Source organism: Geodermatophilus sp. SYSU D00703, assembly GCF_054050155.1.
Genome location: NZ_JBJGYU010000002.1, coordinates 102,978 through 117,711 on the forward strand (window position 1 = coordinate 102,978; position 14,734 = coordinate 117,711).

Genomic DNA, 14,734 nt, shown 5'->3' on the forward strand with positions numbered 1-14,734 from the left:
GTGCGGCCGTGGTCCAGCGGCGCCCCGTCGGGACCCAGCACGATCCGGGTGACCTGGGCGTCTGGGCGGAGGCCCACCCCGAGGCGTAGCCCGGGTCGTCAGCGCACCAGGCGGCCCATCGCCAGCCGGGCCAGGGGCGCATAGCCGAGCACCAGCGGCGCCGGACCGTCGATCCGCAGCCCGGTGGTGCTGCCGCCGTCCGGCCCCTCTGCCACCCAGTGCAGCAGGTGCAGCCGCACCGGCCCGAGGAAGACCGTCCACGCCCACTGCCGGGCCGGCTCGTCGACGGCGTCCACCGTGAAGGGCAGCATCACGCCCACCGGCCCGCGCACCCGGCCGTGCACACCGGCCGCCAGACGGGGCACGGGCAGCTCCACCCCGGTGATCTGCGGCGCCCACTCCGGCCACCGCGCCGGGACGGCGTAGCGCTCCCACACCTCCGCCGGCGGCGCGGAGCCGGTCGCGTGCAGGGTCAGGACGGTCACGCCGGCGGGCCGCCGAGCAGCAGCTGACGCAGCAGGTGCATCGCCAGGGACACCGCCCGGTGCCGGACCGCCGACCGCGACCCGGGCAGCACCACCGACCGCGGCTGGTGCCCGTCCGGGCCGACGGCGCACAGGTGCACCGTGCCGACCGGCTTCTCCACCGACCCGCCGCCGGGTCCGGCGATCCCGGTGATGCCGACGCCGACGTCGGCACCGAAGCGGGCCCGCGCCCCCTCCGCCAGGGCCGCCGCCACCTGCGTGCTCACCGCGCCGTGCTCGGCCAGCACCTCCGCCGGCACGCCGACCAGGTGCTCCTTGGCCGAGTTGGCGTACGAGGCCACCCCGCCGAGGACCCACGCCGACGAGCCCGCCCGCTCGGTCAGCCGTGCCACGAGCAGCCCGCTGGTGCACGACTCGGCGGTCGCCACGGTGAGCCCGCGCGAACCCAGTGCCTCGGCGACCAGGTCGTCGACGGTCGGGCCGGTGGAGAACAGCTGCTCGCCGTGCGCCTCGCGCAGCACGTCGACCAGCCGGTCGTACTCCGCCTGCGCGTCAGGGCCGAACCGCGACACGATCTCCAGCTCGCCGTCCCGGAGACAGGTGGTGATCTCCAGCCCAGGGAAGTCATGGCGGCGCAGCGTGGCCGCGAGCTGCGACTCGAGCGTCCCCCACAGGCGCACCGTCTCCTGCCGCAGCTCGGCACGGCCGGCCAGCGCCGCCTGCACCCGCTCGTCGGTCAGGACGGCGGGCCACATGCCCTGCAGCTCGGACGGCGGCCCGGGCAGCACGACGACGACCGGCCCCGTGCGTCCCGCGGCCGGGGGGACGACGAGGCCGGGGGCCGTGCCGACGGGAGCCAGCACCGTGGCTCCCTCGGGCACCAGCGCCTGCTTGCGGACACCCGCCGCGGTGGCCTCGGCGTCGGCCCGCCACCCGCGGCGGGCCATCAGGCGCTCGACGATCGCGCCGATCTCCCGCTCGAGCGACGGGTCCACCGACGACGGCCGGCCCTGGACCTCCCCCACGATCTGCGCGGTCAGGTCGTCGGCCGTCGGCCCGAGACCGCCGCTGGTGATGACGAGGTCCTCGCCGGCGACGTACCCCAGCGCGCCGCGCAGGTCCTCGGGCCGGTCCCCCACCACGAGGACGGCGCCGACGTCGACGCCCAGGAGCCGCAGCTGCTCGGCCAGCCAGGGCCCGTTCCGGTCGGTCACCCGGCCGGTCAGCACCTCGGTGCCGGTGACGACGATCCCCGCGCGCACACCCACCCGGCCGACCCTAGTGAGGTCGACGACCCGCCGCGTCGCCTACGAGGAACACGCTGGCCACCCCGCTACCGTGCCGGGGACGGACCGGTCCGCTTCCGGACGCCGCGCGCGAGCGAGGAGGAACCGTGCACCAGCCGACCACCAGCCCCGAGCCGGCGAGGGTGCCGGACGCGCCGAGCGCCGCGGCGGGCACCCAGCAGCTGCCGCGGACCCAGGCCGGGCCGCCGGTCCAGGCGACCGGCCCGGTCGACTTCGTCCCGGGGCCGCCCGGCGCCGGCACCCTGCCGCCGCCCGTGGCCACGGCGCCGCGGCCACGGAAGGGCAGGGAGGCGCGCACCCGCCGGGACCCCCTGAGGCAGCGCCCGGTCCCGGTGGACGCGCGGCAGCGGGCCTCGCTCGCCGGTGCGGGCCTGGCCGCCCTGTGCCTGCTGCTGGTCGAGGTCGGGCTGACGGTCGGCTTCGGCGAGGCCTCCCTCTGGTCGACGGTGCCGCTGTGGTCGGCGTTCGCCACGCTCGCCGGCCTGCTCGGCCTGCTGCCGTTCGCCGGGCGGGTCGTCGCCGGCGTCCGGCGGCGCCCGGAAGCTGCGTGGCGGGTGGCCGCCGCCGGCCTGACCGGCCTGGCGGTCTTCTGGGTGCTCGTGGTCCTGCCCCAGGTGGACAGCAACCGCGGCTTCGTCCTCACCGGCGCGCTCGCCGCGCTGGGCGCGGCGCTCTGGATCGCCCCGGCCCGCCGGCGCTGACCCACCCGGGGCCGGTCAGCCGCGGCCGTTCCCCCGGCCGTTCTCCGAGTTGCCGTTCCCCGAATTCCCGTTGCCGCTCCCCGAGTTGCCGCTGCCCGAGTTGCCGCTGCCCGAGTTCCCGTTGCCGTTCCCCGAGTCCCCGTCCTCCGACCCGTCGTCGGCGGCCGACCCGTCGTCGTCCGACGAGTCGTCCGAGTCGCTCCGGTCGCCGCCGGAGTCGTCCTCGGAGTCGTCCGACGCGTCGTCCCGGGAGTCGTCCGACGCGTCGTCGGAGCGCCCCGCCTCGTCGACCACGTCCACCGCAAGGGGAGCCGGCGCCGGCTGCTGCGCCACCGGCGGGACGACGGTCTCCACCACCACCCGCTCCTCCACGACCGGCTCCGGCGGCGGGGCCGCCGCCACGGTGAGCGTCACGAGGTCGCCGGGGGCCAGCGCCCCGACCGGGCCGAGGGCGGTCACCTGCCCGGCGGGGACGTCGCCGCGCTCCTGCGTCACCCGCTCCACCCGCAGGCCGAGCGCGGCCAGCGCGGCCTCCACCTCGTCGACGGGCCGGCCCAGGTGGTCGGCGGCGGCCACCAGCACGCTCTCGGACGCCGGGACCGCCGCGGCGGCGGGCGGCGCGGCCACCACTGCGGTGCCGTCGTCGCGAGCGACCTGCAGCGCGGCGATCCCGATGCCCGCGCCGGCCAGCAGGGCGGCGACCGGCACCAGCAGCCGCCGGCGGCGCGGCACCGGGACGGACCCGGCCAGGGTCAGCGGCGCGGTCGGGGGCGGCGGGAGCGCCCGCCCGGCCCGGACGTCGGCGACGGCGTCCCGGACGGCGGCACCGTCCCGGAAGCGGGCGACCGGGTCCTTGACCAGCGCGGTGGCCACCAGGGTGCGCAGCGGACCGGGGACGTCGCCGGGCAGCGGATCGGGCTCGTCGCGGATCTGCATCAGCGCGATCTGCACCGGGTTCTCCCCGTCGAAGGGGCGCCGCCCGGCGAGGCACTCGTAGGCGATCACGCCGAGTGCGTAGACGTCGCTGGCCGGGCCCGCCCGGCCGCCGGCGGCCTGCTCCGGGGACAGGTAGTGGGCGGTGCCGACCACCTGGCCGGTCCGCGTGAGCGGCACGCTGGAGGCCGACCAGGCGATGCCGAAGTCGGTGACCTTCACGCCGCCGTCCGCATCCACCAGCAGGTTGCCCGGCTTCACGTCGCGGTGCACCACCCCGGCGGCGTGCGCCACGGCCAGCGCGGCCGCCGCCTGCCCGACGACGTCCAGGGTCCGTTCCGGGCCGAGCCGGCCCTCCCGGGCGAGCAGCGCGGAGAGGGGCTCTCCCTCCACCAGCTCCATCACCAGGTAGGCGAGGGTCTCCCCCTCCCCGGACACCACCTCGCCGTAGTCGTGCAGCGCGGCGATGCCCGGGTGCAGCAGCCGGGCGGTGTGGTGTGCCTCGGCGCGGAAGCGGGCGAGGAAGGTGGGGTCGCCGGTGTACTCGCTGCGCAGCACCTTCACCGCGACGGCGCGGTCGAGCAGCCGGTCGCGCGCCCGCCAGACCTGGCCCATGCCGCCGGTGGCGAGCAGGGTCTGCAGCTCGTAGCGGTCGCCGAGCGTGCGCCGCTCCGGCTCCGTCACACCCGCCCCCTGACCTCGCCTGTTCTCAGCGGCCTCCCAGCGTGCCACCGCGCACGGCGGCCCACACCAGGAGTGGTCAGCCCTCGTCCTCGTCGTCCTCCTCATCGGGGGGCCAGGAGTCCTCCGAACGGGTGGTCGTCGACGTGCTCGTGGTCGTCGTCGGCGCGGTGGTGGTCGTCGGGGCGGTCGTGGTGGTCGTCGGGGCCGTCGTGGTGGGCGACGACGGCGCCGTGCTGCCCGGCAGCTGCGACGGCTCCGCGGTCGCGGACGTCGTGGGCGGCGCGGCCGGGACGTCGTCCTCCTGCGGCGCGGGGGCGGCCGGCGCGCTCTCGTCCCCGGCGTGGCCGGTCACCGGCGTGGAGTCCCGCGCCGGCGTCCGGGTGACCGGCGGCGCGACGGCGTAGCGGACGACGACCTCGTCGCCGGGCCGCAGCGACCCGCGGGGCGGCTCGAGCCCGGTGACCAGCCCGGGCACCGTGTCCGGGCTGACCTGCTCCTCCCGGGACACCAGCAGGCCGAGCGCGGAGAGCGCCAGCGCCACCTCGTCGACCGGCCGGCCCACGTAGTCGGCCGAGTCGAGCGCGATCTGCGCGTCCTCGGTCTGCGCGGCCGGCTGCGGCGAGGCAGGCGGCTCGTCGCTCACGGCCACGAAGACGGCGGCGGCGGCCCCGGCCCCGAGCAGCAGCGCGAGCAGCGGCACGAGGACGGCGGCCGGGCGGTGCCGGCGGCGCGCCGGCGGGCTGATCGTGTGCGGAGCGGGCGTGCCGTCCGTCCGCGGGCTCGGCGGCCCCGGGGCGAGGGCGACGTGCTCCCCGCTGTCGGACGGCGGCGGGGGCGGCGGGACGGCGACGGCGCGCGTGGCCGGCGGCTCCGGCTGGGGACGGCCGGCCCGGACGTCCTCGATCGCCGCCACGAACGCCGCGCCGTCGGGCATCCGCACCGCGGGGTCCTTGCTCAGCGCCCGGCGGATCAGCGTGCGGACCTCACCAGGCAGGTCGTCGGGCAGGGGGTCGGGGTCCTCCCGCACCTGCTTGAGCGCGATCGTGACCGCGTTGTCGCCCTCGAACGCCGGGTGCCCGCACAGGCACTCGTAGCCGACGAGGCCGAGGGCGTAGACGTCGCTGGCGGGAGTGGCGTGGTGGCCCTCGGCGACCTCGGGCGCCAGGTACTGCGGCGTGCCGATGACCTGGCCGGTCTGGGTGAGCGGCACGCTGTCGGCCGACCAGGCGATGCCGAAGTCGGTGATCTTCACGCTGCCGTCGGGGCGGACCAGGATGTTGCCCGGCTTGACGTCGCGGTGCACCAGGCCGACGCGGTGCGCCTCGGCCAGGGCGGAGGCGGTCTGCTCGAGCAGCGAGAGCGTGGCCTCGGCGTCGAGCCGGCCCTCCCGCTGGAGCACCGCCGACAGCGACTGGCCCTCGACGAGCTCCATGACCAGGTAGGACAGCGCCTCGCCGTCGGGTGTCTCGGTCTCGCCGTAGTCGAAGACCGCGGCGATGTTCGGGTGGCTGAGGGCGGCGGCGTGCTGCGCCTCGGCCTTGAAGCGGGCCCGGAACGTGGGGTCGGCGGTGTACTCGCTGCGGAGCACCTTCACCGCGACGCAGCGGCCGAGCAGGCCGTCGCTGCCCCGCCACACCTGGCCCATGCCACCGGCGGCGATCAGCTCGACGAGCTCGTAGCGGTCCCCCAGGCTGCGCCGTCCCGGCTCCACCACGGTGGCTCACCCCTCGCCTGCGACCGGCCGGACTGCCCCGGCCCGGGGGCGCCGGTCCCCCCTGGTCAGGATGTCCCGCGGCGGGGGTCGCTACACATGTGACCGGCCGCCGTCCGCGTCCCGGGCGTGTCGCCGTCCGGGGGCGCGGAGGCGGCTGCCCGACGCGGGGAACACCCCCATGATCCCAGGTCAGCGGACCCCTGGGGCGAGGTCGTTCGTCACGCCTCGAACAGGCCGCGGCCCCACCAGTCGTCGTCCCCGCGGACGCCCGGCGGGCAGGCGAACACGGCCGAGGAGGTGTGCCGGATGTACTCGTTGAGCTCGTCGGTCCGCAGGTTGCGCTGGATCTGCACGAAGCCGGTCTCCGGGTCGCGCTGGAAGCAGAGGAAGAACAGCCCGGCGTCCAGCCGGCCCAGGCCGTCGGTGCCGTCGACGAAGCTGTAGCCGCGCCGCAGGATCGCCGTCCCCTCGTTCGTCGGGTGCGCGAGGAGCACGTGCGACGTCGCGGGGATGGCGAACTCGCCGTCCACCTGCGTGGTGAAGTCGATCGGGTCGAACTCGTCGCGCTGGCCGAGCGGCGCGCCGGCGCCCTTGGTCCGGCCGATGACCTGCTCCTGCTCGAACAGCGAGGAGGAGTCCCAGGTCTCGATGGTCATCCGGAGGCGCCGGGCGACGAGGTAGGTCTCGCCGGCCAGCCAGGAGGCCCGGCCCCCGTCGGCGTCGTCGTCACCGACCCACACCAACCTCTCCAGGGCGGCGGTGTTCTCGGCCTTGAGGTTGGCCGTCCCGTCCCTGAAGCCGAACAGGTTGCGCGGGGTGTCCTGCCGGTGGTCGTGGACGACGTCCGGCCGAAGCCGAGCTGGACCCACCGGACGGTCACCACGCCGGCGCCGATCCCAGGTTGCGCACGGCGTGCACCGCCACCTGCGGGTCGTTGGCGCAGGCCTGGATGCACAGGTCTCCGCCGCTCCGCGCCGGGTCGAGCTGGTCGCCGGGGAACGCGGGCAGCTCCACCGAGCGAGGGTTGCGTCGGCCATCCGTCCCGGGCGGGAAGGGCCGGAGGACCCTGGCGCCCCGACCCCGGCCGTTGCGCCGACGTTGCAGCGGTACCGCTCGGTGCGCGCCGAACGCTTGCCAGGTGCAACGGCCGACTGTGACGGTGGACACCCCGGCGGCCGGTCCGGGCCGCCGGGCACCTCCCAACGCCGAGAGGACGGTCCCCTTCGATGACCAACGCTGCCGAACAGGCCGAGGAACAGGCCCCCACCCCACCCCGCGCCGTCCCCGACATGACCGAGGTCCTGGCCGACGCGCCGACCAACTGGGGCAAGTGGGGGCCGGACGACGAGGTCGGGTCGCTCAACTACCTGACCGCCGAGGAGGTGCTGCGCGGCATCCAGCACGTGAAGCAGGGCAAGGTCTTCACGCTGCAGCGGCTGATCGGGGACCCCAAGGGCGACCCGGTGTGGCCTGGGCGCTCACCGGCCGAGCGGACGATGATCCTCGACGAGTCCAGCTGGGACTCCCCCGACGCCCCGCAGTTCCCCGGCGGCCTGCACTACGCCGACGACAAGATCAACGCCTTCCTGCAGGGCTCCACGCAGTACGACGCCCTGGGGCACGTCTGGTACGGCGGGAAGATCTGGAACGGCTACGACGCCCGGACGACGGTCGGCGGGATGGACAAGGCCAGCGTCGAGCCGATCGCCCAGCGCGGGGTCGTGGGCCGCGGCGTCCTGCTGGACATGGCCCGCTTCCGCGGGAAGAAGACCCTCGACAAGGGTGAGACGTTCAGCCACGAGGACCTCCTGGCCTGCGCCGAGGCCCAGGGCACCCGGATCGAGAAGCACGACGTTCTCGTCATCCGGACCAACTTCCTGCAGCTGTTCTACGACCAGGGCGAGAAGTTCTACGACGGCTTCAACGAACCCGGCCTGGTGTACAGCCCCGAGCTGGTGCGCTGGTTCCAGGAGATGGAGATCCCGAACCTGGTCACCGACACCATCGCCAACGAGGTCACCTACGACCCGAACAACGGCACCGCACTCCCCCTGCACTGCGCGCTGATGCGCAACCTCGGTGTCACCCTCACCGAGATCTGCGACCTCGAGCGGCTCGGCGAGGACTGCGCCCAGGACCAGCAGTACACGTTCCTGTACGCCGCCGCGCCGCTGAAGGTGCACCAGGCGACCGGCTCCCCGGTCAACCCCCTCGCGATCAAGTAGGCGGTCATGAGCGTCTACGAGGAACGGCCGTGGCTGGCCCTCTACGCCGACGGCCAGCCCGGCGACATCAGCCCCGAGCACTCGACGGTGCTGGAGGTCTTCGAGGCCTCCCTCGCGGCCGCGCCGGACGCCGTCGCGATCCGCTACTTCGACGGCGTCCTCACCTTCGCCGACCTCGACGCCGCCTCCGACGCCCTCGCCGTCGGGCTGGCCGAGGCCGGCTTCGCCCCGGGCGACCGGATGGGCGTCTACGTGCAGAACGACCCGGCGTTCGTCATCGGGCTGCTCGGCGCGTGGAAGGCCGGCGGCACGGCGGTGGCGATCAACCCGATGAACAAGGCCCGCGAGCTGACCTACCTGCTCAGCGACTCCGGTGCCACGGCGCTGCTGTGCCTGGACGACCTGTACGAGTCGGTGGCCCGGGACGTCCTGCCGGAGACGCAGGTGCGCACCGTGGTCACCTGCTCCGCGCTGGACCGGCAGAGCCGCGACGACCCGCGGGTCCTCGGCGACGTCGTCCGCTCCCGGCCCGAGGGCACCCTCGACCTCGAGGAGCTGCTCGCGACGCACGCCGGCAAGGAGCCGGGCGCCCCGGCGCCGTCGGGGGACGACGTGGCGATCCTGACCTACACGTCGGGGACCACGGGCGTGCCCAAGGGGGCGATGAACACGCACCGCACGATGGTGTTCAACGCCTACACCTACCGGGACTGGGTCCGGCTGACGCCGGAGGACAGCGTCCTGGGCATCGCGCCGTTGTTCCACATCACCGGGCTGGTCGCGCACGTCGCCGTGGCGCTGCTGGTCGGCTGTCCGCTGGTGCTGGCCCACCGCTTCCACCCCGAGGCGGTGCTGGACACGATCCGCGAGCACCGGCCGACCTTCACCATCGGGTCGATCACCGTGTTCATCTCCCTCATGGGGGTGCCGGGGGTGTCCCGGGACGACTTCGCGTCGTTCCGCGCCATCTACTCCGGCGGCGCGCCGATCGCCCCGGCCGTGACCGACCAGTTCGAGGCCCTGACCGGGCACTACGTCCACAACGCCTACGGGCTCACCGAGACCAACTCCCCGTCGCACCTGGTCCCGCTGGGCCGCAAGGCGCCGGTGGACGCCGACTCGGGCGCGCTGTCGGTCGGGGTGCCGGTCTACAACACGCTCGTCCGCATCCTCGACGAGGACGGCAAGGAGCTGCCGCCCCGCGAGATCGGGGAGCTGGCCACGTCCGGGCCGCAGGTCGTGCCGGGGTACTGGAACAAGCCCGAGGCGACGGCGGAGTCCCTGCCCGGCGGCGAGCTGCGCACCGGCGACGTCGGGTTCATGGACGAGCAGGGCTGGTTCTACATCGTCGACCGCAAGAAGGACATGATCAACGCGGCCGGCTACAAGGTGTGGCCCCGCGAGGTCGAGGACGTCCTGTACGGGCACCCCGCGGTGCGCGAGGCGGCGGTGGTCGGCGTCCCGGACGCCTACCGCGGCGAGTCGGTGAAGGCCTTCGTGTCGCTCAAGCCCGGCATGACCGCGACCCCCGAGGAGGTCATCGCCTTCGCCAAGGAGCGCATGGCCGCCTACAAGTACCCGCGGTCGGTGGAACTGGTCGACGAGCTGCCGAAGACGACGACCGGCAAGATCCTCCGCCGCGAGTTGCGGGACCGGCCGCCGGCCGGCTGACCCGCCCGGTCGAGATCGCGCGATCTCGTACGCTCCCGCCCCGGGAGCCGGCGAGGTCGCGCGATCTCGCCGTGCACGGACGACGAGAGACGAGGGAGGGCGACGATGCCCGACGCGACAGTGCCCGAGACCGTGACCCGCGAGGACGGCGGCGGCGTCGCCACGATCACCATGCTGCGGGCCGGGCTCACCCACCGGTCGCGGCGCGAGCTGCTCGACGTCGTCCGCGAGGTCGCCGCCGACGGATCGGTGCGGGCGGTCGTGCTGACCGGCACCGGCCGGGCGTTCTGCGTGGGCCAGGACCTCGCCCAGCACGTCGAGGCGCTCCGGAGCGACGCGGCGGGCTCGCTGTCGGTGGTCGAGGACGAGTACAACCCGCTGGTCCTGGCGCTGGCCGCGCTGCGCGTGCCCGTGGTCGTGGCCGTCAACGGGGCCTGCGCCGGCGCCGGCCTGGGCCTCGCGCTCGCCGGCGACCTGCGGATCGCCGCGGCCGGCGCGAAGTTCACCACCGCGTTCGCCGGGATCGGCCTGTCCAGCGACTCGGGTCTGGCCTCCCGCCTGGTGCACTGCGTCGGCGGCTCCCGGGCCGCCGAGATCCTGCTGCTGCCCGACCCCTTCCCGGCTGAGACCGCCGCCATGTGGGGCCTGGTGCACCGGGTCGTCGAGCCCGAACAGGTGCTGCCCGAGGCGCAGGCGCTGGCCGCCCGGCTCGCCGCCGGCCCCACGGCCGCCTACCGGGCGCTCAAGACCGTGCTGGCCACCGCCGCCACCGACTCGCTCGAGGACACCCTGGCCCTGGAGGCCCGGCTGCAGAAGGAGCTCGGGCAGACCGCCGACCACCAGGAGGCCGTCGAGGCGTTCCTGGAGAAGCGCACCCCGCGGTTCACCGGTCACTGAGGGTGTCGACACGTCCGACCCGTTCCGCCGCGCGCCGTAGGGGTTCGGTCACCGCCGGTTGGCGATGACAGGCTCCGCCCAGGTCGTCGGGAGGGGGAGACGTGACGGAGCTCGCGGGGTCGCGGGGGGCGCGGAGCGCAGCAGCGGGGGGTGCGGAAGGCCGGTCGCCGTCCCCGCGCACCGCACCGGCACCGCGGACGGCGGAGACGGGGCGGCCGCAGCCGCGGCGGGTCGTCCTCACCGGCAACGTCGCCGCGCAGCTCCCGCCCGCACAGCTCCCGCCGCCGCCTCCGCGCCCGGCGACGACCAGTGACATCGCCCCGCCGATCGGCCGTACCCGGCCGGAGGTGCCCGGTACGGTGCGCGCCACCGCCGCTCTGTGGTGGGCCGGCTGCGTGGCGGCGCTGACCGGCCTGGGCGCCGCGCTGCTGGACTCCGAGGCGCTGCGGGCCCGGCTGACCGAGACGGCCACCGCCGCGGACCCCGCGGCGTCGGCCGACCTCGTCGCCGACGGGGTGCGCGCCACGATGGCCCTGGTGCTGGCCGGCGTCGCCGCCCTGGTCGCCGTCTCCCTGGTGTGGGTGGGGCTGCTCCTGCGCGCCCGGTCGTGGGCCCGCTGGGCGCTCGTGGTGACCGCGGTGCCCACCCTCCTGGCCCTCGACGTCGCGCAGAGCGTGGTCGCCGGCGACGCCGACACCGACCGGCTAGCGCTGGTGGTCGCCGCCGGCCTGTTCGTCGTCGCCCTCGTCCCGCTGCTCGGCCGCTCCGCCCGCGCCTTCGCCCGGGACGCCCGTCGCTGACCCCCGCCAGCCGTCCAGCCCGGCGAGCAGCGCCTCGCACGAGCGGACGACGACCTCGGCGGCGTCGGCGCTGCTGCGGCCGGCCAGCGGGTCGCCGGCGACCGCGCGCCAGCGGTCCAGCGCCGCCCGCGCCGCGGTCCGCAGCTCGGCGTGCGGGGTGCCCCCCGGCAGCCCGAGGCGGGCGGCGGGCCCGGTCCCCTCGGCCCCCAGCAGGCGCTCGGCGTCGGACCTCCGCTCCTCGGGCAGCGGGCTGTCGGCCGATCGCACGCGCGCGAGCAGCTCCAGCTCGGTCAGATCGGGTGCGGCCAGGCGGACCCGCTCCACCCCGGCGCGCAGCGTGTCGACGCCGTCCACCGGGTGCTCGTCGAGCACGGCCTGGAGCAGGCGCAGCGCCGTCCCGGCCTTCACCTGGGCCCCGCGGTCGGTGAGGTGGACCCGTATCAGCCGCTGCAGCTCGGCCAGGCCGCTGCGCCGCAGCAGCTCCTCGGCGAGACCGGAGGCGTCGGGCACGCCGGCCCGGATCAGGGTGAGGGACAGCCGGATGCCGAACAGCCCCAGCCGCTCCAGCAGCGAGGCGCGGACGTCGGGTGCGACGGGCACGGGCGCCTCGGGGCGGCAGAACCGGTCGGGCGTGAGCAGCATCGCCGCGACCGAGGCCTGGTCGGCGCCGGCGAGGGCGCGCAGCGCGACGTGGTCCCCGTGCCGCAGGGTGCGGGCGGCCAGCGCCAGCAGCCCGGCGACGGGCACCACGGCCGCGCTCACCGCCCGGACCGCGGGGTCCTCGGTCATCCGCCGGGCCACCGCGCCGGCGGCGTGCAGCGCGTCCAGGCGCCCGGCACCGACCTCGTCGGCGCGCGAGAGCACGGTGATCGTGGTGGTGTGCGCGCCGGCGGCCGTGCCGGCCTGGAACGCGCCGAGGACGGCGAGGTCCTCGGGCTGGGGCTGGCGGGTGAGGAACACGACCGCGTCGGCGCCGGAGAGGCCCTGGTCGGCGTCGAGGAAGGAGCGAGTGCGGGCGCTGGTGTCCGTCGACAGCGAGGAGATGCCGGGCGTGTCGACCACGGTGGCCGGCTGCAGGTCGGGGGCCGGCCACTCCACGACGAGCCGGTCCACCTCCTCGGGCGGGGTGCCCTCGAGCTCCAGGCGCAGGCCGCCGTCGGCCCGCCGCACCGGCAGGGGGCGGCGCTCCCCGTCGGTGCCGTGCAGGACCACCCGCGGGGTCGCCCCGTGCCGGTAGAGGGTCACCACGCGGGTGCACTCGCCGGCGTCGGTGGGCGCGATCCGGGCACCGACGAGCGCGTTGAGCAGGGTGGACTTCCCGGACTTGACCCGCCCGACCAGCGCCAGCCGCAGCGGCTCGTCCAGCCGCAGCCGCTGCGCCCGGAGCACCTCGGCGACGTCGGGCCGGTCGGCGTACCGCTCGAGCGCCTCGTCGAGCAGGCCGCGTACGTCGTCCAGGACGGTCGGCCGCGCGGAGAGCGTCACGGGACCGCCACCGCCGCCCGGTCCAGCTGACGCACCTCGGCGGCGAGCCGCTCGAGCTGGTCCAGCCGCAGCCGCAGCGAGCGGACGCGGGCGTCGCGCTCGGCGGTGGCCTCCTTCGTCGACCGCTGGGCGGCGGCGACGGCGTCGGCCAGCGAGCGCGACACCTCCTCCGCGGTGTCGGTGATCAGGTCGCGCAGGGTGCGCTGGACGGTGCGCAGCCGGTCCTTGAGCTGCTTGCCGACCTGGAACACCACCTCGTCGAGGTGCCGGCGGACGACGGCCTTCGCCTCCGACTGCCGGCGCTGCACCCGCTGCTTCTTGTCGTCGTTGTACGCCTTGCGGCCGAGCAGGACGCCGGCGGCCAGCGAGATCGGGTTGATGATCGCCATCCCGGCCAGGCTGGTCACCAGCCCGGTCATCAGGACGCCGGTGTAGGAGCCGCGCAGGCCGATCAGCGTCCGCTCCCGCAGGGTCATCGCGCCGTCGTCGATCTCCGGCAGGTCGACCAGGCTCTCCAGGGCGTCGCCGGCCGCGCCCACCGACAGCGCCGGGACCGCCGCGCCGCCGTCCCGGGCGAACTGCTCGATCACCCGCTCGGCCAGCCACTCCGACCGCTGCTCGGCCCAGACGTAGCTGTCGGCGACGGCGGCGGCGATCCGCCGGTCCAGCCACTCGGCGAGCTCGGGCCAGGCCGGCCCGGGGTCCTGGGCGTCGATCGCCTCCTCCGCCTCCCGGGTCACCACCCGCGAGCGGTCGCGCAGGTCGAAGTCGATGTCGCTCATCAGGTCGGTGACGCCGTCGGCGAGCACCTGCTGCCAGCGGGAGGAGCGGCGGCGCAGGTCGTCGGCGGCGGCCTTGGCCTCCTCCAGCCCGCGCAGCAGCTCCTCCCGGCCGGCCGGGTCCTCGAGGCCGGCCAGCTCCGAGCGGACCGCGAGGGCGAGGTGGTCGGTGACCGCGCCCAGATCGTGGACCAGGGAGCGCCGCGCGAGGACCTCCGCCCGGTCGACGACCTCGCGGCGCAGGTGGGTCACCAGCGCCCCGATGCCGGACTCCTCGTGGAGCCCGCGGTCCCGGTGCTGCACCGCCAGCTGGGCCAGCGCGGAGGAGACGGCGAACAGCGGCGCCTCGACCCCCCGGCCGGCCAGGTGGGCGCGGTCGAGCTCGACGATCGTGCGCCACTGCGGGCAGGCGTCGGTCTTGGTGAGGACGCAGATCACCGTCGGGCACAGCGCGCGGGCCTGCTCCAGGAAGGCCATCTCCGGGGCGGTGAACTCCTGACTCGCGTCGGACACCAGCAGCACGGCGTCCGCGGTGGGCAGCAGGTCGACCGTCCGGAGCGCCCGCACCGTGCCCACGCCGCCCACGCCGGCGGTGTCGACGAGCTCCAGTCCGCCGTCCAGCAGCCGCCGCGGCAGCTCCACCTCCGCCTGCACCAGCCGCTCCTCGGGGCCGGTCACCCGGGCGGCGACCTGCTCGATCGGCACCGGCACCCGCTCGGTGGGGACGTCGTCCCCGGCCTCGCCGGCCGGTCCGGTGGCCAGCACGAGAGTGGCGCGGGGTGCTTCTCCGTTCCGGACCACCGTCGGGACGACGGTCGCGACGTCGTCGGCCACCGGGCAGACCGGCGCGCCCACGAGCGCGTTGACCAGCGAGCTCTTTCCCTGCTTGGGCTCGCCCACCACCAGGACGCGCACCCCGGGGGTCTGCGAGCGCGCCCGCGCCTGCAGCAGCCGCCGGTGCAGGTCCGGCCGCTCGCAGACCTCCGCGAGCGCCAGCGCCCGGTCGATCACCTGTGCTGACGTGGCCACGGTCACCTCCTGAGAGCCCGGTCT

The 14,734-nt window shown here is 75.9% G+C and carries 13 protein-coding genes; 5 read left to right on the top strand and 8 right to left on the bottom strand.

Annotated features, from left to right (window positions below; genetic code table 11):
* Positions 1-98: 98 nt before the first annotated feature.
* Together ACI782_RS04005 and ACI782_RS04010 are read right to left on the bottom strand one after the other, a co-directional pair.
* Entirely contained in the window at positions 99-485 is a 387-nt protein-coding gene (locus ACI782_RS04005; RefSeq protein ID WP_456906329.1) for an SRPBCC family protein, read from the bottom strand.
* A complete protein-coding gene (locus ACI782_RS04010; RefSeq protein WP_456906331.1) occupies positions 482-1,753 on the bottom strand; it encodes a competence/damage-inducible protein A in 1,272 nt (423 codons plus the stop codon). The genes ACI782_RS04005 and ACI782_RS04010 overlap by 4 nt, the downstream gene beginning before the upstream one ends.
* Before the next feature lie 125 nt (positions 1,754-1,878).
* Here ACI782_RS04010 and ACI782_RS04015 point away from each other — a divergent pair, with 125 nt between their 5' ends.
* Complete coding sequence (locus ACI782_RS04015) at positions 1,879-2,493, top strand: hypothetical protein (RefSeq protein WP_456906333.1); 615 nt, start codon at positions 1,879-1,881, stop codon at positions 2,491-2,493.
* Positions 2,494-2,508: 15 nt separating this feature from the next.
* On the opposite strand, the gene ACI782_RS04020 is transcribed toward ACI782_RS04015, so the two are convergent.
* From ACI782_RS04020 to ACI782_RS04035, 4 genes are all read right to left on the bottom strand, one after another.
* Positions 2,509-4,110 carry a protein kinase domain-containing protein gene (locus ACI782_RS04020; protein WP_456906335.1) on the bottom strand — a complete coding sequence of 534 codons (1,602 nt, stop codon included), beginning with the start codon at positions 4,108-4,110 and terminating at the stop codon, positions 2,509-2,511.
* Positions 4,111-4,186: 76 nt separating this feature from the next.
* Positions 4,187-5,824 (bottom strand): protein kinase domain-containing protein, encoded by a 1,638-nt coding sequence (locus tag ACI782_RS04025; RefSeq protein ID WP_456906337.1) that lies wholly within the window; start codon positions 5,822-5,824, stop codon positions 4,187-4,189.
* A gap of 218 nt (positions 5,825-6,042) precedes the next feature.
* On the bottom strand, positions 6,043-6,693 hold the full coding sequence (locus ACI782_RS04030) for a Dyp-type peroxidase (RefSeq protein WP_456906339.1): 651 nt from the start codon (positions 6,691-6,693) through the stop codon (positions 6,043-6,045).
* A 7-nt stretch (positions 6,694-6,700) separates the two neighbouring features.
* Positions 6,701-6,838 carry a Dyp-type peroxidase domain-containing protein gene (locus ACI782_RS04035; protein WP_456906341.1) on the bottom strand — a complete coding sequence of 46 codons (138 nt, stop codon included), beginning with the start codon at positions 6,836-6,838 and terminating at the stop codon, positions 6,701-6,703.
* 212 nt (positions 6,839-7,050) lie between these two features.
* On the opposite strand from ACI782_RS04035, the gene ACI782_RS04040 reads away from it, so the two are divergent.
* From ACI782_RS04040 to ACI782_RS04055, 4 genes are all read left to right on the top strand, one after another.
* Positions 7,051-8,049, top strand: a complete 999-nt coding sequence (locus ACI782_RS04040; protein ID WP_456906343.1) for a cyclase family protein — start codon at positions 7,051-7,053, stop codon at positions 8,047-8,049.
* 6 nt (positions 8,050-8,055) lie between these two features.
* Positions 8,056-9,720 carry an AMP-binding protein gene (locus ACI782_RS04045; RefSeq protein ID WP_456906345.1) on the top strand — a complete coding sequence of 555 codons (1,665 nt, stop codon included), beginning with the start codon at positions 8,056-8,058 and terminating at the stop codon, positions 9,718-9,720.
* A gap of 105 nt (positions 9,721-9,825) precedes the next feature.
* Complete coding sequence (locus tag ACI782_RS04050; RefSeq protein WP_456906347.1) at positions 9,826-10,617, top strand: enoyl-CoA hydratase-related protein; 792 nt, start codon at positions 9,826-9,828, stop codon at positions 10,615-10,617.
* Positions 10,618-10,976: 359 nt separating this feature from the next.
* Positions 10,977-11,417: a hypothetical protein gene (locus tag ACI782_RS04055; protein ID WP_456906349.1), complete on the top strand. Its 441-nt coding sequence runs from the start codon at positions 10,977-10,979 to the stop codon at positions 11,415-11,417.
* Here the strand turns inward: ACI782_RS04055 and ACI782_RS04060 are convergent.
* Both ACI782_RS04060 and ACI782_RS04065 read right to left on the bottom strand, forming a co-directional pair.
* Positions 11,322-12,902: a dynamin family protein gene (locus ACI782_RS04060; RefSeq protein WP_456906351.1), complete on the bottom strand. Its 1,581-nt coding sequence runs from the start codon at positions 12,900-12,902 to the stop codon at positions 11,322-11,324. The genes ACI782_RS04055 and ACI782_RS04060 overlap by 96 nt on opposite strands.
* Positions 12,899-14,710 carry a dynamin family protein gene (locus ACI782_RS04065; protein ID WP_456906353.1) on the bottom strand — a complete coding sequence of 604 codons (1,812 nt, stop codon included), beginning with the start codon at positions 14,708-14,710 and terminating at the stop codon, positions 12,899-12,901. Before ACI782_RS04065 ends, ACI782_RS04060 begins: the two co-directional genes overlap by 4 nt.
* Positions 14,711-14,734: the final 24 nt, after the last annotated feature.